We start from the raw sequence: 24,044 nt of genomic DNA on the forward strand, positions 1-24,044 counted from the left end.
ATCAGTGGGATACGGCCTTTTTCGGGCCTGATGCGGTATGCGCAGCCTGCTCGGTTTCCAGCGCGTGCACCAGATCGCGGAAGGTGGCTTCGTTCTGCTCGTTCATACTCATTAGCACCCGGTGTGCTTCCAGTACCATTTCACGAGCGGTGTGCTCATCCGGCGCGTTGCACTTGAGCGGTGCAGGCTCTGCCAGATAGGCGTCATTGTGGGCGTCGCTGCTGATATCCATCAGTGCTTCAAAACCCATGGAATCCAGCAAGTGCAACAGGCCGCGGTTATCGCAAAGCACCAGCGGTTTGGACACGCCGCGCTCTTCCGCGCGAATAGCGATCTTCGCCATCAGGCCCAGGGTCGTGCTATCCACGCCCTCCGCGCCATTGAGGTCGAAAACCACGCCACGAAAGTCGCCGTGAGAGAACATCTTGTCGATAAAGTTATCGAAAGACGTGCAAAGATTGAGGCGCACATCGCCCACCAGTTTGACAACATAGATGCCCTGGTGGTCACCAACCATTATCTGCCCGGACTGCATAGTAACCTCAAACACACCCTGCCCTTGTCCCGAGCGAAGATGCGAGATGGATAAGTTGCGGCTTGTGACCGCGCACAGTTCCTTGTGCAAGCGTAGCCAACCGGCCGGGGCCTAACCCGGTGCCAATTGACTCCAAAGTGGGCGGAGCTTACTCCTGCCCACTTGCGCTGACAAGACCAGTGTGAACGGGCGCACAATTATGACCAGACGGTCCGGAATAACTGCTTCATTCTCCGACACTGGCTACAGCGCTTGCTCGAGCCCGCAGCCGCCGATCTCGCAGGCACCCTGCCCACGCACATCAGTCTCGGGCACATCCAATGAACCCAACATGAACGGCCTCTGACGGCTGTTAACCACCGCTTTTGCATGAAGATTCGAGATGTACCGTAAACCGGGAAAAGGCTGCAAAAAGCAGGCCGCTATGCCCGCTCGTCTTGCCTGAGGGTGAGAATGGTAATGTCGTCGGGGAAGGATTCGGCGGTATCCACCTTGAGGGCAGCGCAAAGGCTTTCGAGGTCGCCCCGGCTGTGATCGATTTTTTGCAGCAGCTCCTGCTCCTTCTGCAGCAGGTCTCCGGGCAGTAGTTCGAGTACACCGTCAGAACAGGCCACCAGTCGCCAGTTGGCGGGCAGATTGCAGTGGCGCACTTCCCAGTCGCCGCGCTCAAACAGGCCCAGCGGGCGGCCCTTGCCCTCAAGCCAGCGAGCACCGTCGCGGGTCACCAGGGCCGGAACCGGCACTTGGCCGGCGACCGCGTAGTGCAGCTGGCGCGCGCGGCTGTCCACAACGCCGACGAACATGCTGGCGTGCTTGTCCAGGCGGGTACCGAGCAGCTCCTTATTGATCATCGTCAGGATATCCGTGAGGTCCCTATCGATGGTATTGAGCTGGCTGAACAGGGGACGCTCGCGCAGCAGGTGCATGATGCTGTGCTTGATCAGGGCGGTCACGAGCGCGGAGGAAACACCATGGCCGGACACGTCGACCAGATAGAAGGCGACAAAGCGCTCGCCAAACAGCCCGTAGTCGATGAAATCGCCACTCAGGTAGAGGGATGGCAGCAGGCGGTAGGCCGCCTCGATACCAGCGGGGTACTGGTAGGGGGTACGCGGCAGCAGATGCTGCTGCAACTGGCGGCCCGCCTCATGGTCGCGCTGCAACAACGCGATATGGTCATGCAGCTCGCGGTTGCGCTCTTCCAGTTGCTCGCGGTATTCGCGGTTCTGCTCCGCCAGGTCCCGGGCCTCGGTAATGCGGGTAATCGCGTGTTCGATGACGGTGGCATCGGTGATCGGCTTGAGGATGTAGTCGCTGGCGCCCAGGCGCAGGGCCTGCACCACATCGTTCACTTCACTGTTGGAGGCAAGCACCACCACCGGGGTATCCGGCGACAGCCGCTTGATTTTGCGCAGCACTTCAAGGCCGCCCATATCCGGCAGGTGCAGGTCCGTCACCACCAGTTCGTGAAACCCGGGAGAGAAGTGCCCAATGGCCTCTACGCCATTGGTCACCCGGGTCACCGTAAACCCGAGGCGAACAAGGCTCTGGTGCACGAGTTTGCAGGAAGACTGGTCGTTGCAACCCAGAAAAAGGGCGCGTTTCTGAGAGACAGGTGTCAGCCCGGAATCGGCGGGCTGCACAGTGGGAGAGTCACCTGTCGCAGTAGTCATGATACAGGCACCGGTATAGGTCAAGGCCCACCGCTAACGCGCAGCATGTGGGCTTGTTTTTATTATTTGTGACTTCAGAAGTCGTATTCATCCAGGTCGCCGCCGAAATCGTCTTCCTGCTCGCCGTCGTTGATCAAAAACTCCCGGCGCTGAAGGTAAGCGTCACGCATCAACACATAGCGATCGCCCTGCTGTACCAGTGCTTCTGCCTGTAGCAGACTGGCGCGCGTTTGTATCACATCCACCATTTTCAGCGTGTATTCGACGGAGTTTTCGTCCACGTAGGTCAGCGGGTTGGTGTACCACTCTACCACTTCGCCGGGTACATCGCGCACGGTGGACGGCCCCATCATGGGAATGACCAGGTAGGGGCCGGAGGGCACACCCCACACTGCCAGTGTCTGGCCGAAATCTTCGCCATCACTGGGCTCCAGTCCCATGTGCTGGGCCACATCAAACAGACCGGCAATACCGATGGTGCTGTTGATCAGGAAGCGGCCAGTATCGTTGCCCGCCTGGCCCCATTTCCACTGCAGCACGTCGTTCAACACATTGTTGACCTCGTGCAGGTTGGAAAAGAAGTTAGTGACCCCGGATTGTACAAAAATCGGGGTTACCTGGCGGTAGCTGATGGCAACCGGCTTCAGGAACCAGCGGTCCGCTGTATCGTTGAAGCGGAACATGGCGCGATTGAACCCCTCCCAGGGGTCGCGATCTTCCGGTTCCTCGGCGCTGGCAAATTCACCCGCCGGGTCGAAGCCGTATTCGTCTTCAAGCTCTGAGCCGAAGTCGTCACCGGTATCCCCGGTAGTACCACTGGTTGCACCGCTGTCGTTGGCGCTATCACCAGTCCCCTCACCACCATCACCAAAGGGATCTGCCTCATCGGCGCCCGATGCGGGTGGTGTCGGCGGTTTGGCCGGAGAAGTTGCAGAAGGAGACTCATTGGGAATCTCAGCGAAAGGATCTGACGCATCCTGCGCCAGCGCGATGGGTGCCGACAGCAGTGCCGTCAGGGCCAAGGCAGAAATTTGGGTGCGCTCAAGCAATTCCCTGCTCCTCGCAAAATAAAGTCGAATGTTCAAACCAGGATCTTAGTTTCCGTTTGCGCGATTTTAACACTGGCCGCTAAGCCAGCATAGCAGCTGACAATATTGGTCAATGCGGTTGTTAGGCGTGGTAATTAGCGAGCACCGCTCTGTGGCGGTTTGAACCCGGACAGGATATCCAGGTTGTGTAATTTTCTGAACAAATCGACCCCGAACGCCAGCAATTGCTCGGGGTCCGGGTGCTGAATGTCCGCCGCCAGCTTCTGTAATAACTGACGGCCACTCACGGGGGTATCGGAGTGAGATTCGGCCAACTGTAATAAATGTGCGGTAACACCGTTGGCTTCCAGGAACGCCACTGTATCAGCCCGATTGCGATAAACAACCAGAAACGTCGGTGTTTGCGGTGGGTCGACCGGCTGATACGCCGGGCCTATCTGGTGTACCGGGTAGTGATAACTGAGGTTCCAGGCCAGCGGCGACACCAGTGGCGCCCAATCCAGCATTTGCTGCGGTGTATATTCGCGCGGCAAATCATCCGGGAAAATCGACTCGCTAACGTCCAGAGCCAGTTCTACCCATTCGTAGTGGGCCAGCTCCAGCATAAACGGCGGATCCTGCTCGCTGTCCGACGCGCTGCTGCGCTCATGCTGTAAATACTGCAGAAACTCTTCACTGATCTGCAAAAAATACGGACTTTCTGATTGGTGCCGCTGTACAAAGTCCCGCACCATGGCATGCCAGTGCGCGTCCTCGACAATACTGCGCAATACCGGAAAGCCACCGGCAATAAAGGATTCGATATTGTTGTAAATCAGATCGCGGTAAATACCCATGCGGCGGTCTTCAATACCCGCCGGCGCTTCCACGTCTGCCGGCGCGCGCAGGTGGGCGGCAAAATAGGTCTGCATCAGCTGGAAGCCGGCTTCGCCGTCCCTCTCGCTTGCTTCTTTCTTACTCTCGTCTTTAACGGCCACGGTGCACCTCCAGGGTCACCGAAGGGGCACCTTGTGACAACTCCGGTTGCGGCGATCTACTCGCCCACTCTGAAGTGCGCCACGGCTGTTGATAACCGCGAATATGCTCTACTTCGCGACACAGTTCTGGCAGTGGTGGGATATTAAAATCGCGCTCCAGCAAAGTCGGAATGGGACCGAATGCCTCATAGGCGCGCTGCAGCAGTTGCCACACCGGATCGATCACCGGCGCACCGTGGGTGTCCACCTTCAGGTCTTGCGCTTCGTCAAAATGCCCCGCCACATGGGCATAGCGAATGCGCTCCGGGGGCAGCGCCAGTAAAAAGGCTTCCGCGTCGTAGCGGTGATTGATGGCATTGACGTAAATATTGTTGACGTCCAGCAGCAGATCGCAGTCGGCTTCAGCAAGCACCGCTTGGAGGAATTCCAGCTCGGACATTTCCTGCCCGGGCGCCGCGTAGTAGGAAACATTTTCCATCGCAATGCGCTGTTCCAGAATATCCTGTACCCGGCGAATGCGGCCGGCCACATAGTGCACCGCCTCTTCGGTGAAGGGGATCGGCAACAGGTCGTAGAGATGTCCGTGGTCAGAGCAGTAACTCAGGTGTTCGCTATAACAACGGATATTGTGGTCGCGGATAAACTGCTTGATGGAGCGCACCAGGGTTTCATCCAGTGGTGCGGGAGAACCGATAGACAGTGAAAGCCCGTGGCTAACAAACGGAAAGCGCTCGGTATGTTCCCGAAACCAGCGGCCGTAGCGCCCGCCCACGCCAATCCAGTTTTCCGGTGCAACTTCGAGAAAATCCACCTGCTCCACGGACAACGTCTCACCCATCATTGAACGCCGCAGCCCGAGACCGGCGCCCTGAACGGGGAATTGGTGAGGATTCGTTTTCATGTGATCAGGTGTTTAATGGGACTGGAAACGAGAGAAACAAAAATAAGAATTTTCGATGGCAGCAACCCGGCACTGCGCCAGGTTGCTACTGAAGGTCAGATTCAGGTAGCGATCAACCGCCGCACTTGCCTTCGCCGCATTTACCTTCTTTCTTTTTACCTTCACCACACTTGCCTTCGCCGCACTTACCTTCTTTCTTTTTACCCTCGCCGCATTTGCCTTCGCCGCATTTACCTTCTTTCTTTTTACCCTCGCCGCACTTGCCTTCGCCGCATTTACCCTCTTTCTTTTTAGACTCATCATCCTGAGCCATTTTCAGGTTGTAACCGGCAGACAGCTCAGTGGCGGTAAAAGGATTGGCAGCGCTGGACACGCTCAGGGTGGCAGAGGCGATAAAAGCAGCACCAACGGCGGCTGCGAGGGGCAGGTTCTTCTTGTTCATGACATTTCTCCTTGGGAAATGGTCGTATCGAGTTTGTGTTCACGCGAACGGCGCGAAAACCGCCGTTTCCGGATTATAGTTTGCCGGGAGTGGATTGGCTTAGCCTTTAGACCGGAGGTCCACTTCACTGGTTCGGGGCAATTTCCCGAAATGTGAACCAGGCCACCAATCACGGAACCCGCCAAACCTCAGCCGGACATTCTTATGTCGTGCCGGAGAGCCATTTCTTACACCCAAAGCCATCCATACGGGAACAGTGCGGCCATGGATCAACCTGCCTGCAGCTCCGTCCAGAGTTTGCGCAGGCGCTTGATGGAGACCGGCATCAGGGTTTTCAGGGTCTGGGCGAACAGCGAGATACGGAATTCTTCCAGCATCCAGCGGAATTGCAGCAAGTCGGTATCCCCCGCCAGCAACAGGGCGTCTGTTTTACTGGCCAGTGCCTGGTAGGGCTCGTCCGCCTCCTGGAATTCCGCGGTCAGTCGCCGGTCCCGGTTCGGATCCAGCGCGGCCTTTTCCAGCCGCACTTCGATCCCCTTGAGGTAGCGACCGTACTGCCGCAGCCACTCCAGGGGTGTCTGGAACAGGAAGCCGCGGTAGAAGAGCCCCTGCAGCTGGCGGTTGATATCCGCGACCGCCAGTGCCACCGCCAGGTTTTTCTGTTGCTTGATCTGCTTGCGCAGCGGCACCAGTTGCGCCAGTGCCTTAACCAGCACATCGGCCATTTCCTGGGCTACCGCCACCAGCTTTTCCCGCCCTTTCAGCGCGGCGAGGAAATCCGCCTCGCTGCGGGGCCAGTTTTCGTCACTCCAGAAACACTCGCGCACGGCCGCCATCAGTATGTCGTCGGCCACCTCTTCGCGGCGGCCAAGATCGGCGGCGCTCAGCCCCAGCTCTTTACCTTTCAAAAGCTCCTTGCGCAGATACTTTACCGGCTCCGCCAGATGCAGGATCGCCAGGCGACAGATACCCGCACGGGTCAGCAGTCGGGCCTCTCTGGGGTTGTCCAGCAATTTGAGATCAACGCTGTCCTTGTTGGCGACCAGTGCCGGATAGGCGCGCACCTTGAGGCCGCCCTGATCCAGCTGGTGGGTCTCCGGAAGGTCGCCAAAGTCCCAGCTGGTAATACCCTCGCGCTCAAAGCCGTCACCGGCGCTGGCCAGCTCCTGCTGCACCCGATCGCGGTAGCGGGCCTGCAGGATTTCCAGGTCGCGCCCCTGATCCAGCAGCTGCCCTTTCTCGTCCAGAACCTGGATATTGAAACGGTAAAAATCTTCCACGCCCTGTTCGGCAGTGATCCAGGCCTCATCCGGCAATGCCTGCGCGGTCTGGCGCTTGAGCTCGTGGGCCAGGGCCTGCCACAGGGGGGTGTTGTCCGCCTGCATTCGTAGCAGCGCCTTGTCCACCGCGGCCGGCACCGGCACAAAGTGTTTGCGGTACTGCTTGGGCAGGTTCTTCACCAGGGCGATACATTTGTCCCGCAGAATGCCGGGTACCACCCATTGCAAGCGCGCTGCCGGTACCTGGTGCAGGGCACCCACGGGCACCTGAATACTCACCCCATCTTCCGGCTTGCCCGGTTCAAAGTGATAACTGAGCGGGAACTCGATACCACCACTGATCAGGCTGTCCGGGAACTGAGCTTCGCCCACGTGGCCGGCATCCTGCTGCATCATCAGCGCCCGGGGCAGGAAGAGCAGCTGCGGATCTTTCTGCTCCGCTTGTTTGCGCCACTTTTCAAACCCGGCCAGGTTGACCACCTCCGCGGGGATACGCTCGTCGAAGAAGCGGAACACCACCTCGTCATCCACCACGATATCCCGGCGGCGGGACTTGGCTTCCAGGTCTTCCAGCTCTTCCAGCAAGTCGCCGTAGTGTTTGAAGAACTTCCCCTTGCCGCGATAGCGGCGCTCTACCAGTGCCTCGCGGATAAACACTTCCCGCGCGGTTTCCGGATCCAGCTTGCCGTAGTGGATCCGCTGTTTGTCCACCAGCACCAAGCCGTAGAGGGTAATTTTTTCAAACGCCATCACCGCGCCGGAGCGCGGGTTGTAATGCGGCTCAAAATAATTGCGCTTGATCAGGTGCTCGGCGCACCCCAGCACCCAGTCGGGCTCGATTTTGCCCACGGTGTGGGCAAACAGGCGGCTGGTCTCCAGCAACTGTGCTGCCACCAGCCAGCGCGGCGGTTTCTTGAACTGGCCGGAGCCCGGGAAGATATGGAAGCGGCGGTTGCGGCAGCCGAGAAACTCTTTGTTTTCGTCGCGCACGCCGATGTTGTCCAGCAGGCCCGGTAGAATGGCCTTGTGCACACTGGCGTAATCGGCGGGCTCCGGGTTCATTTTCAGATCCAGATCGCGGATGGCCAGGCGCAGCTGGTGGTGTATGTCCCGCCACTCCCGCAGGCGCAACCAGGACAGGAAGTTTTTCTGGCACCATTTGCGCAACTGGTTCTGGCTCAGTTCCTGGCGCTGGGCTTCATAGCCGTTCCACAGGTTCACCAACGTCAGGAAGTCCGACTGCTCGTGCTGCCACTGTTTGTGCTTTTCATCGGAGGCCTGGCGTTTTTCCGCCGGGCGCTCGCGGGGGTCCTGCACCGCCAGGGCGCTGACGATGATCAGCAGTTCCCGCAGGCTGTTGCAGTTGCCGGACTCCATCAGCATGCGTCCGAGGCGCGGATCCAGCGGCAGGCGTGAAAGCGCGCGGCCGAGCTTGGTGACGCCGCCGTTGCGGTCCACTGCCTTCAATTCCTGTAGCAGGTTGTAGCCGTCGTTGATCAGGCGCTGGTCCGGCGGATCCACAAACGGAAATTCGCGGATATCGCCGATGCGCAGCTGCAGCATCTGCAGAATCACCGCCGCCAGATTCGTGCGCAGGATTTCCGCATCGGTAAATTCCGGGCGCTGCAGAAAATCACTTTCTTCGTAGAGGCGAATACAGACACCGGCACTGACACGGCCACAGCGACCGGCACGCTGGTTGGCGCTGGCCTGGGAGACGGCCTCCACCGGCAGGCGCTGGATTTTGCTGCGGTAGCTGTAGCGGCTGATGCGCGCGGTTCCGGGGTCGATTACATAGCGGATACCGGGCACGGTGATGGAGGTCTCGGCAACGTTGGTGGCCAGCACTATCCGGCGCCCCTTGTGGGGCGCGAACACCCTGCTCTGCTCTGCCAGACTTAAACGCGCGTACAGCGGCAGCACGTCGATATGCGGCAGCTGTGCGTCGCGCAGTGCTTTGGCACACTCGCGGATTTCCCGCTCGCCGCTCATGAAAATCAGGATGTCGCCGCCGCGGCGGGGTGAGGCTTTCTCCTCCTGCAGCAATTCCTCAACGGCAGTGATTACCTGCTCGTTTAGATCTGCATCGCTGTCCGCGGGCGGGCGGTAGTGGATGTCCACCGGATAGGTGCGCCCGGAAACTTCAATAATCGGCGCACCGTCGAAATGCTGGGAAAACTTTTCCAGGTCGATGGTGGCAGAGGTAATGATCAGCTTCAGGTCCGGGCGTTTCGCCAGAATGGTTTTCAGGTAACCCAGCAGAAAGTCGATATTGAGGCTGCGCTCGTGGGCCTCGTCGATGATCAATGTGTCGTATTTGGTGAGCAGCGGATCCCGCTGGATTTCCGCCAGTAGGATACCGTCGGTCATCAGCTTGATATGGGTGTGCTCGGTGCTCTGGTCGGTAAAGCGCACCTGGTAACCCACGGAGTTGCCCAGGGATTGGCCGAGTTCTTCCGCAATGCGATTGGCCACAGTGCGTGCGGCGATTCGCCGCGGCTGGGTGTGACCTATCTGGCCGTAAATGCCCCGCCCCAGTTCCAGGCAGATTTTCGGCAGCTGGGTCGTTTTACCGGAACCGGTCTCGCCGGCGACCACCACCACCTGATTCGCGGCGATCAGCTCGGCAATCTCTTCCCGCCGCGCCACTACCGGCAGCCCTTCCGGCCACTCCACCTTCGGCAATTTCGCCCGGCGCGCCTCTGCCAGCGCCACCGACTCCGACAGTTGTTTCTCCAGCTGGCCAATCATGCGGTCCGCGGGCTTGCCTTCTTTCAGACGCCGGCGCGCATTGGCCAGGGTTTTGCGCAGGCCAAAACGGTCTGCCCCCATACTCTGGGCGATCAGCTGCTGATAGTGCGCCTCGTTTTGTGCGAAGTCGGGCTGCTTTTGAGCCGGGGCGGAACCCTGATCTGATGTGGGGTTCGGTTCCGGGCTCAATTCTCGGTTCGGTTTTTCGGGCATAAGTTGACTGGCAATTCAGGAAAATACTGCAAACGGGCGATTATACCCGCTGGGGACGGCCGGGGTCTGTTCCTACACTTGCGTGCGTTACGTCTACCCTATACTCAGGGAGATGGCGCGCAATACAACCTTCAATTGGCGGATTGCGCGCGACAAATTTCCATCGTGTTCAGACCGGGCCTGTGACTGCAGGCCTCGTGCCGTCAGCGTGAGGAGCCTTCATGCAAGACCTGAAGCCAAAACCCCCGGCTAACGCCGGGGAGATGATGGGCCACCCGAAGGGGTTGTTCCTGTTGTTCGGAACCGAGATGTGGGAGCGCCTCAGCTTTTACGGCATGCGCGGCATCTTCGTGTTCTACCTCACCTCCGCGGCAGCGGCAGCGGCATTCGGCTGGGAGGCGCTGTCGGACAAGGAGCTGCAATCCAAGGCCCTCAGCTATCTGGGCACCTACGCCATGCTGGTGTACCTGACACCGATCATTGGCGGTTGGATGGCGGACAACAAGTGGGGCCAGCGGCGCTGCATCATGTTCGGCGGTGTGCTGATGATGCTGGGGCAGTTCGCTCTCGGCTTCCCCCACAAGTGGCTTCCGGATGGCTCCCAGCTCTCCATGCTGTGGCTGGGCCTGGGGCTGATGATCATCGGCAACGGTTTCTTCAAGCCGAACATTTCCACCATGGTGGGTGACCTCTACGACGAGGGTGACCGGCGCCGGGATACCGCCTTCACCATTTTCTACATGGGGATCAATATCGGCTCGATTCTCGGTTATCTGGTGATTGGCTGGATCGGCGAGAAGGTGGACTACCAGCTGGCGTTTGTGGTGGCCGGCCTCGGTATGCTGCTGGGCCTGATTCTGCAGATGACCCAGTCGGACAAACTCCTCGGTCAAATCGGCAAACAGCCCTCGGCCAAGGTCGGCCTGAAGGCGAACCTGGGAGCCGACAAGAAGCGCGCGCTGACCCCGGAAGAGCGGGATCGCATCAAGGTAATCCTGATCCTCGGTCTGTTCACGGTGATTTTCTGGGCCGGGTTCGAGCAGGCTGCGGGCTCCATGAACCTGTTTGCCAAGTACAACACCGACCTGCACATCTTCGGGTTTGAGATCCCCGCCAGCTGGCTGCAGATGGTGAACCCCCTGTTCATCATCATCCTCGCGCCCGTAGTGGCGAGCATCTGGGTTGGCCTGGGTTCTGCCGAGCCAACCTCGCCGGCCAAGTTCAGTCTCGGCCTCATCTTCCTCGGCCTGGGCTTTGTATCCATGGTGGGCGCCGCGCTGCAGATCGGCGATTCCGAGACCATCAAGGCCAGCCCCTGGTGGCTGGTGGTGGCCTATATCTTCCACACCCTGGGCGAGCTGTGCCTGTCACCCATCGGGCTCTCGATGGTGACCAAGCTGGCACCGCTGCGCTTCCTGTCGCTGATGATGGGACTCTGGTTTGCATTTATCGGCATTGCCAACAAAGGCGCGGCGGAGATCGGCAAGCTGGTGGGTGAATCCGGCCCCCTGGCCACCTTCGGCGGCGTGGCAGTCGCGGCGATTCTTGCCGGGGTGATTCTGTTCCTGATTCGCGAGAAGCTGGTGGACTGGATGCACGGTGCCGAGGAGGAACACACGGTGGTGAAAGACACCACCAAGGAAGAGATCGGCATCACTGCCGACCACGATGTGGCACCGCAGCGGAAGTTTGGGGAATAGCCCCCTTCACCGCTTGCTGAAAACGTAAAGCGAAACAGAGAGCCCCCGTCACCCGACGGGGGCTCTTTGTTTGCGGGCTCTCTGTTTGGGGGCACTCTGGTTAAGTAACAGGCCGAGATACCACAAGCGGCGCCCTTCCCGTAAAATCCGCTGCATGAGCGACCCCAAGATAAAAAAAGCCAGCCGCCTGCTTTTGCTGTGCCTCACCAGTCTGCTGCTTCTGGCCAGCGCAAACGCGTCCGCCCAGGCCAAAGAGGTGGACCCGCTGCTGTTGCAGGCCCTGAAAACCGCCGTGACCGAGGCGGACTCCTTTGTCGACCGCTACGACGCGGAAGTCTGGCTGATGGCCAAATCCCAACCCCTGGCCCGCTATATCAAGGACCCGGAAGAACGGATGCACGTATTGAAAGCCATCCACCGGGAAGCCACCCGCGCCGAGCTGCAGCCGGAAATCGTGCTGGCGGTCATTCAGATTGAAAGCGCCTTCAATCCCTATGCCGTATCCCGCGTGGGCGCCCAGGGCATGATGCAGGTAATGCCCTTCTGGAAGAAGGAACTGGGGCGCCCGGAAGACAACCTGATCAACATGGACACCAACCTGCGCTACGGCTGTACCATCCTCAAGCACTACATCAAGAAAGCCAAAGGCAATATGCCCAACGCCCTGGCCTACTACAACGGCAGCTACGGCCGGCACACCTACAGTCGCAAGGTGCTGGACGCCTGGGTTGAGCGCTGGCGCTAACGCTGGCGCTAACGCTGGCGCAATGCAAAAAAATCAGTAGAGGTACACCGTGAGTTACGCATTTTTTACCGGCGCCACCTGCAGCCTGCTACTGCTCGCGTCGATGCGTATCGGCTTCACCCGTCGCGGTGGCAGCCCCTGGATACAGGTACTGATTGCCGGGGCATTTTTCTATCTGTTGCGCCCGCTGCTGATTGTGGCCCACCCCGCGGTCGACCTGCTGATCGATATTCCCACCATGCTGTGCCCGGCCGCTTTCTGGCTGTTTGCCCATCACCTGTGCAGCGAGAGCCAGCATTTTCCCCGCTGGGGCTGGGGGCTGATTGCCGTGGATCTGGTGCTCGGGTTTGCCGCACAGTTTGAATTGCACCCGCTGCTCTACCCCATGGAACAACCCTTCAAGCTGGCCCTGATCGGACTCGGGCTGCTGACGTTGTGGCAACAGTTGCAGGCCGACCTGGTGGCTGAGCGTCGGCAGTTGCGCATTGCGCTGCTGATTGCCGTCGGCGGCTACATGTCGATTGTTGTCTGCGCCGAGTTCCTGTTTTCTTACTACCCGGTACCCGCGGGCGTCCCCGCCGCCCACTCGGTGATGACCTGGCTGCTCACCTTTGCGGTATGTCTGTGGCTGCTGGCCCTGTCACCCAGGGCACTGGAGGAAACCCTGCCGCAAATTATTGCGGAGGAAGCAGAATCGGCTCTGCCGGAGAAGCAGGATAAAGAAGCGGCGCCACTGGACGCACAGGGTCAGCAACTTCTGCACAAGCTGCAACAGCACATGGACGACGGTGGCTACCGCCACACCGGGCTGACGATTCGCGAATTGGGAGAACAGTTGGATGTGCGCGAACATATCCTGCGCGCGCTGATTAACAAGCACCTGGGCTTTCGCAATTTCAACGAGTACCTGAACCAGTTTCGCATCGACGAGGCCAGCCGACGTCTGGCCGACCCCGGTGAAGCCCACCTGCCGGTACTCAGCATCGCGCTGGATATCGGCTACCGCTCACTCAGCCCGTTCAACGCCGCCTTCAAACGCCGCCACAACCAGACACCAACGGAGTACCGTCGCGACCAGTTGCCGGCGTGATGGTTCAACGAGCGCGAGGACTCCATCGACAATATTTTAGGATGATAAATCCGTCAGATTTTTTTCAGTTTCCGCAAGCCAAAACGCGCCCTCTGGGCCACACTGAATCTTGCAGGACCTGCTTTGCAGGCAATTAGCCCAGTCACCAACTCGTCTGTAGAACAGGCTCCTGCAAACCTTTTACGGCTTGGGCGATGACATATATTGGATCAGCGCCTTGTAATCGTCGTCACTGCAACCGCTGCACATGCCACCGGGTGGCATGGCATTCAATCCGTTTTTTACGGAGCCCAGCAGGGCATCCATTCCTTTGTCCAGCCGCGGTTTCCAGGCTTCTACATCATGCACCTTTGGCGCATTGGCCACGCCGGTATCGTGACAGATATGACAGGCCTGCTTGTACTTGTCTTCCACGGCATCCGCCATGACCTGGCCACTCGCCACCAGACTGCCAACAACCATACACAGCGCTGAAAGTGTCATCTTTTTCATCATTCTCTCCCTCGGGTGCGCATATTCAAAACGCCATTACCCGTAAGCCGTACAAATCCAGCACAGAGTGTAGATTCCTTTTAGCGTCAATAACCACACTTTTATTACTGCCTTCCGATATCCATCCGAAACCAGCCCGCCAATTTGCGTTCCATGAACTATGCTCAATGGAATAAGAAATTTCTCCCATTACCCCAGCAATAACAGTTCTAAGCCGGAGTAACCCAAGATGCTGCATTGGATCAAGGATCCCAGTGCCCAGTTTGCCCTGATCGGGGCCCTGCTATTCGCCATCAACAGTGCTTTTCAGGGCGACCAGGCCGCCGATACGGAAGACATCATCGTCAGCGAAGCCCGCATCCAGCACCTGGCCGGCATATTTGAACGCGGCTGGCAGCGCCCGCCGGAACCGGCAGAACTCCAGGGGTTGATCGACGACTTTGTGCGCGAGGAAGTCCTCTACCGCGAGGCGGTAAAGATGGGACTGGACCGGGACGATACGGTAATCCGGCGCCGCTTACGCATGAAGATGGAGCTGTTGGCACGGGACCTGGTCAACGCCATTGAGCCGGCCGAACAGGTGCTGCGGGACTACCACCAGCGCCATATCCAGAAATACACCCAACCCGCCCAGTACAGCTTCGAACAAATCTTTCTCAATAGCGACCAGCGCCCGCAGGTTGCCGAAGATGCCCGCATGGTGCTGACCAAGCTCACCGCCGGTGGCAACCCGCGCAAACTGGGCGACAACAGCCTGCTCCAGTTCGAAATGGAATCCGCCAGTGTCGAGCGCATCGATCGTCAGTTTGGCGCCGATTTCTCGCAACAATTGCTCGAATTGCCAGACAACGAATGGAGCGGGCCCCTCACCTCGGCATACGGCGAGCACCTGGTAAAAATTTCAGCCCGCCAGCCCAGACGGGAGACCGAATTCAGCGAAGTGCGCGCAGAAGTGCTGCGGGACTGGCAACAACAAGAGCAGAACAAGATTCTGCAAACCCAGTATGAAACCCTGAGGGACAACTACCGAATTCAGATTTCCGCAGCTTCCACCACGGCAATGTCCAGCGAGGCCAGCAGATAATGAAAAAAATTCTGATCCTTGTTGTTACGCTGCTACTACCCGCGTTATCTCAGGCCCACGAGCTGCGACCGGCCTCACTCAGTATTATCCAGACCGCTGCAGAAACCTTCGATGTGACCTGGCGGGTCCCCGCCCGCGGCGACTTGCGACTCTCCCTCAATGTCGGCCTATCCGACGATATCCACGCCAGTGGCTTGCCGGTGGCGCAATTCGTCGGTGCCTATTATGTGGAGCGCTGGCAGGTCAGCCACCCCGCTGAGCTGATTGGTAGCCGCATCGAAATTGAGGGGCTGGCGAAAACCATGACCGATGCCCTGGTGCGTATCAGCTGGCTCGATGGCCGCGAGCAGATGAGCCGATTATTACCGGATAACCCCAGCCTAACCATTGAGGCGCTTGCGGGCACCGGTGAGGTGGCGGCTACTTACTTTGGGCTGGGAGTGGAGCACATTTTACTGGGCATCGATCATCTGCTGTTTGTACTGGCACTAGTTGTTCTGGTCAGTGGCTGGCGGCAACTGGTGGCGACGATTACGGCATTTACTCTGGCCCACAGCATTACCCTGGCGCTGGCGGTGCTGGGTGTTGTTTCGGTACCCCAGGGACCGGTGGAAGCAGTGATCGCGCTCAGTATTGTGTTTGTGGCGGTAGAGATCCTGCACAAGCTGGAGGGACGCAAGACCCTGGCGATTCGCAAGCCATGGCTGGTGGCGTTCGGGTTTGGTTTGCTACACGGGTTGGGGTTTGCGGGCGCGCTGTCGGAAATCGGTGTGCCGGAGCACGCGATTCCACTGTCGCTGGCGGTGTTCAATCTGGGGGTTGAGGCGGGACAGTTGGCGTTTATCCTCGCGGTCAGTGCACTGATGTTGCTGCTGCGGCAGATGCCACTGGTGCACCAGTGGGAAATACGCACCGGGCACACGGCCACGGTAGCGTCGGCGCTTCCCGTGGCGTATCTCGTTGGCGGTTTGGCCGCCTGGTGGTTGATTGATCGGACGATTGCATTGGTGGTTTAAAGACTGGATAAAGCGAGCGCATTGGCGGTCCTGCCCCGGGTGCAGGTTTTCAGGACCGCTGTGAATACATCCCTGTACGCTGCGTCGGCAACATCCCTGTTGCCGACGCTCCTGAAAACCTGCACCCGGGGCACGCCCTTCGCATCAAAAATTCACTTCGTAAGCTACTGTATTTCCACATCAATCCTGGAACAGAAGCTCCAATGGATACCCGGTAAACGGCTTGGTTTTTTCGATCACCAGGTGGGAGGTCATGCGGGTGATGGCGGCGTCTTCATCCGCCAGTAGTTGTTCGGACACGCGGTTGAAGTCGGCGGCATCCGGGCACACAAAGCGCAGCATATAGTCGAATTCGCCGGACATTTTCACGCAGGATACGATCTGCTCGATTTTGTTGATGGCGCGGCGAAAGCTTTCGCTGGTTTTGGAGTCCTGGCGCTTGAGGGCGACGTTGACGTAAAACTCTGCGTGACGGACTTTTTCCAGATTTACCTCTGCCTGAAACTCACGGATGAATTTTTCGCTGGTGAGTTTTTTCACCCGCGCCAGACAGGCGCTTTCGGAGAGCCCGATCTGATCCGCCAGGTTGAGGTTGCTGATGCGGGCGTTGGTCTGCAACACATCGAGAATTTTGAGGTTGTGACGATCAATTTTCACGTTTCTAGTACGCTTCTTGTTTTCCGCGATCAAGTAAGTTGCGGCTTCTGGACAATAGGTTCTGACGACCAGACGGGTAATCGGGGTCAAATTTTTCACAGCATAGCGGGAAAGCCGGCGTGCGCAAACACACCCTGCTTCCCGCACCTATGAATGTCATCCCGCCTTGAGGCAACCGCCAGTAACAAATCGTTCGATACGGTCCAGCGCGCGCATCAGTTCAGCGTCATCCGCGGCCAGGGTCAGGCGCACATGGTTGACGGCGCTGGGGCCAAACGGCTTGCCCGGCAGTACCGATACCAGCTCCTGATCCAGCAGCGCGCCGGCAAAGGCGTCGCCATTTTCGGCGACGGCAGACACATCCACCATCACGAACATGCCCGCCTCCGGGGAGTAGCAGCTAAGCCCGGGAATTTTACCAATACGCTCGACAATCAGGTCACGGCGTTTTTCGTAGGCGTCGCGCATCTGCTTGACGAAGTAGGTATCGAATTCCAGGGCGAAGGCGGCGGCTTCCTGGATAAATTGCGGCACCCCAAAGATGGTGGCGCCGGCGTATTCGATCAGGCGCTCCACCAGTTCACCCTGGGCCACTGCCCAGCCCAGGCGCCAGCCGCTCATGGCGTGGGATTTGGACAGGCCGTCAATCACGACCACATTGTCCAGCTGTTCCGCGGCAGTGCGCAGGGAGGTGTGGCGGCGGGCGAAGGTGATCATGGAGTACATCTCGTCGGAGATGAGCCAGATATTGCGGGCACGGCAATAAGCGGCCAGTTCGCGCAGCTGTTCCGGGGTGGCCATGGCGCCGGTGGGGTTGACCGGGGTGTTGATCATGACCGCGCGGGTGTCGTCATTAATGGCCTGCTTGATGGATTCGATATCGAAGGCGAACCCCTGCTCGGCGGGGCAGGCGACCTTTTTTACATCCAGCTGCAGGGCGTCGGTGATGGGTACGTAGCCGATGTACATGGGCTCGGGGATGACGATCTGTTCGCCGGGGTTGAGCAGGCAGGAGAGCACCGCGTAGATGGCATTGGTGCCGCCGGGAAAGACGACGACGTCGTCCGGGCTACAGGGGTGCGGGCTGACTTTGCTTTCGATGTCGGCAATGGCGCGGCGCAGCATGAGTTCGCCGGCGGCCGGTGAATAGTGGGTACGGCCGACGCCGAGGCGGGCACGGGCAAAGTCGAGGATGGGTTCCGGGGTGTCGAAGTTGGGGTCACCGACACACAGGAAGATGACATCTTCGCCTTTGTTGGCGAGGGCGTGGGCGCGGTCGCTGACGGCCCAGACGTCGGCGTCTGCGGAGTGGAGGGCCTGGCTCTGTTTGCTGAATCGCGGGATGTACATCATCGGGTCCATCTTTCGAGGTTGTTATGAATACTTCTCAGGTAACAACTAAGGTAACAACCGGCGGGGTAATTCATGCCGCTTAGGGGCGGGTGTTTTCGCAGCAGGCCGATTTTTTTGCGGCGTTTGCCGCAGAAAATGCGGCCCAGATCAGACCAAGACTCTGCGCACTGCCCACCAATCGTGGCGGGCAAGCACTGGGGAACCATTTTCGGAACCGCTGTGAATACATCCATGTAAGTTGTTGAGTCCTTTTAAGTACCCGGTCAAAACCGGTAATTCAGACTCAACCCGCCCACCGTATCCTCCGGTCGTACCAGTACATCGGCAGCCACCCGCAGTTTTTCGGTGATGTTCACTCCCACCATGGCACCCACGCCGTTCTGGAAGTTCCCCGCATTTTTGCTGCGGTAAGAAGGCAAACGGGCCCAGTTGCGATCAATGGAGTTGACCCCGATTCGCAGATCGGACTCATCGTCGCCCGCGGTGTGCTCTAGCCAGAATTCGCCGTACCACTGGTGCTCGGCAGATTCGGGGCTGTTGTAGAAGAAGCCCGCTTTGCAGCGGCGGTAGTCGCGCTCCTGGCCGCGAACCCAGAGGCCAAGAGGGTCCAGGCGCTGGCCCCAGTCGCCGGTGTAGGTGTAGTCATCGATGGTTTTTTCATGGAATCCATTGACGTCGATCTGCAACCACTCGGCGGAGACAAAGGGGCCCATGTGACTGTCGAGATTCGGGCTGGCGTCGTAGCCGCCGCGCACGAAGGCGCTGAAGCCGTCGCCATCGGTGTTGGCGTTGAGGCGGTGGCGGAAGCGGTCGCCCAGTGTGATGTCGCGGTGGATGTCATCGTAATCGATGTCAGCGTAGCCGATGCCACCATCGACGAACCAGAAGTCGTTGTCCCAGCGGGCAAAGGCGCTGAGGTTGAAGTTGCGGGATTTGGCGAAGAATTCCGGCGGTTCGTATTCGCTGCCGCCGTAGGACATTCCCAGGCCCCACTCCAGTTGCTTAAAGCCCGCGAAGCTCATGCCAAAAAAGCCGTCCCAGGCCGCAAATTCATCATTGATCGCGGGATCGGTGCCCAGCTCGGCATGGCCGACGCTGGCGCCGAAGAAAACGGTGGTGTAAGGGTCGCGGTAGCGCTGTGCGATCAGGTGGTTGTCGATGTTGATACGGTGCTGGCGTGAATTCTGATAGGCGAGGTCCGGGAGTACACCGAAATCGACGGCCGCGGTGAGGGTTTCGTAGTAATAGTCTGCGAGTAGGCGCTGGCCGGCCAGGGTCGGGTGAATACTGTCGTAAAAAATCAGCATATTCGCGTTGGGGTTGGTGCCGTTGGCGCCATATACCGGGTGTGGGTTTGCGCAATTGATATAGCAGGTCGCACTCTGATTGATATTGGCGAAGCCGAAAGCCGATGGCATTTGCACCGCGAGCTCCAGTACCCCTTCCATATCCAGCAGCAGAATATCGCCTACTTCATTCACCTGCCGCCGCAGCCTGTCGTTAAACCACTCGGTTCCCTGGTTTGCATAATCGATAAGGGCGCGCCCCTGCGCGTAGACCGCCGGGGTATTTCCGATGCGCGGGGCATTCGTCATGACAATGTACTTGGCGCCAGCGGCTTTCAATTCGCTGCCCGCCGTGGACAGGAAAGTCGCTGCCCGCTCCATGGACCTCAGCGAGAGGTTACCGGCACGCACACCATCGAGAATATTGTTGCCACCACCATTGAGGAAATAGAGGCTGTTGGAATTCGGTACATTTTGCGGCAGGTATCCCTGGCCGGTGGCAAATGGCACCCCGGTCAGAGTGATATTGTTATTCGGGTCGTCCACCAGTGCCTGCAAGGCCACCGGGTCGCCAAATGCGGCAACCGCGGCCTGGGTTTCTGCCGGACTCAGGTAGGGGCTCTCCCCCGCCGCCGGATCACAGATGCCGTCGCTGCCACAGCGGCTGGAGTCCGGCAGTATGGTGGTGAGGCTGTTGTGATCGGCCACGGTGGTATCGGGAAACAACTGGCGAAAGCGCTGTGGTCCCACCAGGTCCAGCAATACATCGGCGGTGCGGTTGCCGCCAACCGCCCAGTTGGGGCCGTTGGTCAGTACCGAATTGGTGATCTGCTGCAGCTGCTGCTCCGGCGTACCCGCAGCCGGCGCACAGGGAATGGCGCCGCCAAATTCAGGCCCGAGCCCGTAGCAGGAATTTTGTTTGGGAACACCCAACATGTCTGCGAGAAAAGACGCCGCCGGCTGCTGTGGGTAACGTCCTTGCGGGTCCTCTGAGGTGAACACACCGGCATTGCCGTTGTCGGACAGGCTATCGCCAAATACGACCAGGGACTCGAACAACGCTTCTTCTGCCCGGCTCTCGGGCGCGTGCAGCCCTGCAGCAATGACCAGGGCTATCGCCGCCGACAGCCGGGCCGCGCGGTTAACGTCATGTCTATCTCGCAGCACTGGGCTCTCCTTGCCTACGCGAAAATTCGTGGCAAGTATAGGTCAGCTGTGAGGATCGAATTTTACCGGTAAGGGTTCAGGTGGCACTGCTTTCTGCGGATTCCATCTGTTCCACCAAAGGCACCAGGACACTACTGAGAAATGCCGCCAGCAGGCTCCACACCAATGCGATACTCAGCAGGCATTGCCACACTGGGCGCCCCCAACCGGCAGGGCCGAAGTGTACCGAATTGAAGTAGAACACCGGCGCCACCAGCAACCCCGTCAGCGCCGCGTACCCCGGTTTGCTGATCAGCCAGGACAGGGAGTAGCGCATGGTGGTGGCCAGCATGGCCCAGATGCAGATAGCCCAGGCCGGGGGAAGGTTGGAGTGGTAATCCTGCACACCGCTGGCCATAAAGCCCCACTCGATGGCAAAGCCACAAAAAATAAAGCCCAGAATAATGAAAATATCCCGCACGTCCCGCCACATCACAAAATGTAGTGCCAGCACAAGAAACAACGCAATCAACGCCATGGCATTGCCATACAACAGGGCCGTCCACCATCCGGCGACGAACAGGGCGAAATTTGCGAGTTTTTTATAATTCATCAGCCACTCATTTATCAGAAGCATTCTGTACCGCGAGCGCGTAGCCAACCACCGAAAGCCAGAAACGGGGGTATCAAGAATAAATCAGAGGATCCTTAAGACTTCAAGTTAGCAAATACTTCAATTGCGTGTTTGCGGGATTCAGTCACATTACAGATGGGCGGCGGGTAACCCTCACCGGAAAACAGGTCTTGCGTGATGGCGGTTTCCGGCGGGCAGTGAATCTCCTTATTCGAGAGATGCGCCAACTCCGGAACATAGCGGCGAATAAACGCCCCGTCCGGGTCAAACCTCTGCGACTGGCTGTAGGGATTGAACACCCGGAAATAAGGCGCGGCATCAGTACCGGTGGAAGCCGCCCACTGCCAACCGCCATTGTTTGCGGCAAAGTCTGCATCCACCAGTTGCTGCATAAAATAACCCTCACCCCGGCGCCAGTCCGTCAGCAGGTTTTTTGTCAGGAAAGACGCCACTACCATGCGCAGCCGGTTGTGCATCCAGCCGGTCTGGTTCAGCTGGCGCATGGCGGCATCCACAATGGGAACACCGGTATTGCCTTCACACCAGCGAGTAAAGTCCTGGGTACGGTCAGACCAAGGGACCTGTTCCGTCTCCGGCTTGAACGGCTTGTGGCGACAGACCCGGGGGAAGTTCACCACCAGGTGCTGGTAAAACTCGCGCCACAGCAGTTCGTTCAGCCAGGTAGTAGCGCCCTCACTCGCCCCCTGCCAGCGACCGTCATTTTGCCCCAGCGCCATCTGTACGCACTGGCGGACGGACACGGCGCCACAGTTCAGGTAGGGAGACAGTCGCGAGGTATTGTCGCGCGCGGGGAAATCCCGCCACTGCGCATAGTCGTCAACGTTGTCGGCAAATCCTTTCAGCAGCCGCAAACCCGCCGCTTCCCCTGCCGGCCAGTCCAGTACCTGCGCGTCGCCACCGGGCGCAACGCCGTAATCACCCACGGTATCGGGTATCCGTCGCACCAGATTGTGGTCGCCGTCGACGGCGATCCAATCCGGCCACAGGGCCATATGATCCGGCCCCAGTGCCCTGGGAGCCGGCAGTGGCGCAAAGCCATCGCCGCGATTGTCGTGGCGGGCAATAAAGGCGCGCTTGAAAGGGGTAAACACCTTGAAGCCATCCCCGCTGCCGGTGGTGAGGCTACCGGGGGGAATCAGGGTGCGATCGGTAGAGAATTCCACCGGCACCCCGCGGGTTTTCAGCCCCTGCCTTACCGACTGATCCCGCTGCAGCTCATTGACCGGGTACTCCGCATTGGCGAAAACGGCGTCGACCTGGAGTTTGTCCACAATCTGCGCCAGTGCACCGGACACATCAGGAAATGTCGGTAACTCCAGGAAGTACAGCGGGACACCTTTCTTCTCCAGCGACAGCTGCAGCTGGCGAAGACTGCGCAAACGCATGGCCACCACATTGTCGCCATCGCCGTGACTGCGCCAGGTTTGCGGGCAGGCAATAAAAATCGCCGCCACGGCTTTACACCCTTTGGCGGCGCGATACAGGGCAGTGTTGTCGGCGAGGCGCAAATCGTTGCGCAACCACACCAGCCCCCGTTGATAGGCTTTTTCAGGCATAACTCAATTCAATGAAAGTCGCACAACCCCAGCTCCGCGGGCTCTGCCGCCAGCAGTACCTGGCTGTGGATAAAACTGTGGGGACTGCGCGGAATATAGTGACGGAGCAACGTCAGCACCGCAGACAAGGGCTTGTATCCCAGGCGATATTCGTCGATCAATGCCTTGAGTTCCGCCTTTTCCTGCTTGTCGAGAAATTCCCGCAAGTGACCCGCACTGTGCATCAGTGCATTGGTTCTGTCTTTGCGCGAGGCCGGGCGCGACAAGATCTGCATAATCCGCCCGCGCACCTCAAATGCCAGCGCGTCTTCAGACATCGCCTTGGAGTCTGCCAGCAAACGACCCAGTTCGCGCGTCTGCTCTTGGTGGTGCGCCAGCAACAGATATTTGTAAGCCGTGTAAAACTCGATGATACGTGCGATACGGGAAAGCGGCTTACCGGTTTTGCCCCGGAGCTTGTCGTGCCACTGCTTATCCCATTGCTGATCCCAGGTCTTTGCCGATACTTGCTCCGCTTGCTTTCCCTCCGTTAGTTTTGCGCCTTCATTTTCTTCCGCGCCGACTTCTGCCACGTTTTCCACATAGCGAAACCACGCATCGTAGGCGAACACTCGGGTGAGAAAGTTTTCTCGCAGCTCACTGTTGTTCAGGCGCCCCACTTCTTCCATCGGCAAATGGGGAAACTGCTGCTGCAAACGCCGGGCAAAAACGCCAACCCCTTCACTGTCGATCCCGTGACCATTGTCCAGGTAGCGACGCACGCCGTGGAGTCCGCAACTGGGAGAGTTCTGCATAAAGATATAGCCGCGCACCCTTGCCAATTCGGGCACCACCGAATCCGCATACGCCCTGAGCGGCTCGGTTACATCGACTTCGGGGTTCTCCACCCCGATCACACGCACCGCATCCACCGGCGCACTGGCCTTCTGCACCAGCAGGTGGATCGGCTTGCGCGGTACCCCCATGCCAATCGCCACTTCCGGGCACAGTGGCACATACTCAAAGCACTGCCCCAGCAACTCGGTACACACCTTGCTGTGCTTGTGCCCACCGTTAAAGCGCACGGCATCACCCATGGCGCACTGGCTGATGCCGACGGGGATTTTCCGGGAAAAGTTCATATGGTTATCTCCAGCCTCCGGGACACCAAGCAAAGTGCTGCCGAACCGCAGCGAGATCCAGTAGAGAAACCCTGCAGAAATTGCACGAACATCCTCCAATTCCTTAAAAAGTAGCGTCGCAGGCCACCTTTATTCATTCCACTGCCATCCGCGTGTGCCTGGGCATTCGAGTTACCCCGGGGGCAAGTTTTCACATCAGCTTAGTAAGTACGATGAAAAACATCCTGCGGATGATGACATGTGAGCGATATGGCGTGCTGCGCAATTTCCACCTAGTGCCTCCCCATTTGCCGAGAGTGGCGCTCAGCCTCCTGCTGATTTC

Annotated in this window: 19 protein-coding genes; 5 read left to right on the forward strand and 14 right to left on the reverse strand. The window is 58.8% G+C overall.

What is annotated here, in order from left to right; all coding sequences use genetic code 11:
• Position 1: 1 nt before the first annotated feature.
• The 7 genes from M0G74_RS14215 to hrpA all read right to left on the reverse strand — a co-directional run bounded on the left by M0G74_RS14215 (position 2) and on the right by hrpA (position 9,821).
• Positions 2-550, reverse strand: a complete 549-nt coding sequence (locus M0G74_RS14215; RefSeq protein WP_248218791.1) for an STAS domain-containing protein — start codon at positions 548-550, stop codon at positions 2-4.
• Between the two features lie 407 nt (positions 551-957).
• Positions 958-2,208: a SpoIIE family protein phosphatase gene (locus M0G74_RS14220; protein ID WP_248218795.1), complete on the reverse strand. Its 1,251-nt coding sequence runs from the start codon at positions 2,206-2,208 to the stop codon at positions 958-960.
• Between the two features lie 74 nt (positions 2,209-2,282).
• Entirely contained in the window at positions 2,283-3,257 is a 975-nt protein-coding gene (locus M0G74_RS14225) for a VacJ family lipoprotein (protein ID WP_248218797.1), read from the reverse strand.
• Between the two features lie 134 nt (positions 3,258-3,391).
• Positions 3,392-4,234 carry a putative DNA-binding domain-containing protein gene (locus tag M0G74_RS14230; protein ID WP_248218799.1) on the reverse strand — a complete coding sequence of 281 codons (843 nt, stop codon included), beginning with the start codon at positions 4,232-4,234 and terminating at the stop codon, positions 3,392-3,394.
• Positions 4,224-5,135: a DUF692 domain-containing protein gene (locus M0G74_RS14235; RefSeq protein WP_248218800.1), complete on the reverse strand. Its 912-nt coding sequence runs from the start codon at positions 5,133-5,135 to the stop codon at positions 4,224-4,226. The genes M0G74_RS14230 and M0G74_RS14235 overlap by 11 nt, the downstream gene beginning before the upstream one ends.
• 112 nt (positions 5,136-5,247) lie before the next feature.
• Positions 5,248-5,577 carry a hypothetical protein gene (locus tag M0G74_RS14240; protein WP_248218802.1) on the reverse strand — a complete coding sequence of 110 codons (330 nt, stop codon included), beginning with the start codon at positions 5,575-5,577 and terminating at the stop codon, positions 5,248-5,250.
• A gap of 269 nt (positions 5,578-5,846) precedes the next feature.
• A complete protein-coding gene (hrpA, locus tag M0G74_RS14245; protein WP_282450200.1) occupies positions 5,847-9,821 on the reverse strand; it encodes an ATP-dependent RNA helicase HrpA in 3,975 nt (1,324 codons plus the stop codon).
• A gap of 221 nt (positions 9,822-10,042) precedes the next feature.
• Here hrpA and M0G74_RS14250 point away from each other — a divergent pair, with 221 nt between their 5' ends.
• From M0G74_RS14250 to M0G74_RS14260, 3 genes are all read left to right on the forward strand, one after another.
• Positions 10,043-11,521 (forward strand): peptide MFS transporter, encoded by a 1,479-nt coding sequence (locus M0G74_RS14250; RefSeq protein ID WP_248218804.1) that lies wholly within the window; start codon positions 10,043-10,045, stop codon positions 11,519-11,521.
• A gap of 154 nt (positions 11,522-11,675) precedes the next feature.
• On the forward strand, positions 11,676-12,266 hold the full coding sequence (locus tag M0G74_RS14255) for a lytic transglycosylase domain-containing protein (RefSeq protein ID WP_248218808.1): 591 nt from the start codon (positions 11,676-11,678) through the stop codon (positions 12,264-12,266).
• A 49-nt stretch (positions 12,267-12,315) separates the two neighbouring features.
• A complete protein-coding gene (locus tag M0G74_RS14260; protein WP_248218809.1) occupies positions 12,316-13,356 on the forward strand; it encodes a helix-turn-helix transcriptional regulator in 1,041 nt (346 codons plus the stop codon).
• A 180-nt stretch (positions 13,357-13,536) separates the two neighbouring features.
• Here M0G74_RS14260 and M0G74_RS14265 read toward each other — a convergent pair whose 3' ends face one another.
• A complete protein-coding gene (locus M0G74_RS14265) occupies positions 13,537-13,848 on the reverse strand; it encodes a c-type cytochrome (protein WP_282450201.1) in 312 nt (103 codons plus the stop codon).
• A 229-nt stretch (positions 13,849-14,077) separates the two neighbouring features.
• Between M0G74_RS14265 and M0G74_RS14270 the strand changes: the two genes are divergently transcribed.
• Positions 14,078-14,932, forward strand: a complete 855-nt coding sequence (locus M0G74_RS14270; RefSeq protein ID WP_248218821.1) for a peptidylprolyl isomerase — start codon at positions 14,078-14,080, stop codon at positions 14,930-14,932.
• The gene (locus M0G74_RS14275) at positions 14,932-15,948 is read left to right on the forward strand and encodes a HupE/UreJ family protein (protein ID WP_248218826.1); all 1,017 of its coding nucleotides are present in this window, start codon (positions 14,932-14,934) and stop codon (positions 15,946-15,948) included. The genes M0G74_RS14270 and M0G74_RS14275 overlap by 1 nt, the downstream gene beginning before the upstream one ends.
• A gap of 180 nt (positions 15,949-16,128) precedes the next feature.
• Here the strand turns inward: M0G74_RS14275 and M0G74_RS14280 are convergent, their stop codons facing one another.
• The 6 genes from M0G74_RS14280 to M0G74_RS14305 all read right to left on the reverse strand — a co-directional run bounded on the left by M0G74_RS14280 (position 16,129) and on the right by M0G74_RS14305 (position 23,722).
• Positions 16,129-16,605, reverse strand: a complete 477-nt coding sequence (locus M0G74_RS14280) for an Lrp/AsnC family transcriptional regulator (RefSeq protein WP_160154417.1) — start codon at positions 16,603-16,605, stop codon at positions 16,129-16,131.
• A gap of 156 nt (positions 16,606-16,761) precedes the next feature.
• On the reverse strand, positions 16,762-17,958 hold the full coding sequence (locus tag M0G74_RS14285) for an aminotransferase class I/II-fold pyridoxal phosphate-dependent enzyme (RefSeq protein ID WP_248218834.1): 1,197 nt from the start codon (positions 17,956-17,958) through the stop codon (positions 16,762-16,764).
• A gap of 263 nt (positions 17,959-18,221) precedes the next feature.
• Positions 18,222-20,411: an autotransporter domain-containing protein gene (locus M0G74_RS14290; protein ID WP_248218836.1), complete on the reverse strand. Its 2,190-nt coding sequence runs from the start codon at positions 20,409-20,411 to the stop codon at positions 18,222-18,224.
• A 76-nt stretch (positions 20,412-20,487) separates the two neighbouring features.
• Positions 20,488-21,003, reverse strand: coding sequence for a DUF2878 domain-containing protein (locus M0G74_RS14295; RefSeq protein ID WP_160154420.1), 516 nt, complete (start codon positions 21,001-21,003; stop codon positions 20,488-20,490).
• A gap of 95 nt (positions 21,004-21,098) precedes the next feature.
• Positions 21,099-22,601 (reverse strand): FAD-binding domain-containing protein, encoded by a 1,503-nt coding sequence (locus M0G74_RS14300; protein WP_248218838.1) that lies wholly within the window; start codon positions 22,599-22,601, stop codon positions 21,099-21,101.
• 8 nt (positions 22,602-22,609) lie between these two features.
• Positions 22,610-23,722 (reverse strand): DUF523 and DUF1722 domain-containing protein, encoded by a 1,113-nt coding sequence (locus M0G74_RS14305; RefSeq protein ID WP_248218840.1) that lies wholly within the window; start codon positions 23,720-23,722, stop codon positions 22,610-22,612.
• Between the last annotated feature and the right edge of the window lie 322 nt (positions 23,723-24,044).

Origin of the sequence: Microbulbifer sp. CAU 1566 (assembly GCF_023156515.1) — a bacterium.
Classification (GTDB): Bacteria; Pseudomonadota; Gammaproteobacteria; order Pseudomonadales; family Cellvibrionaceae; genus Microbulbifer.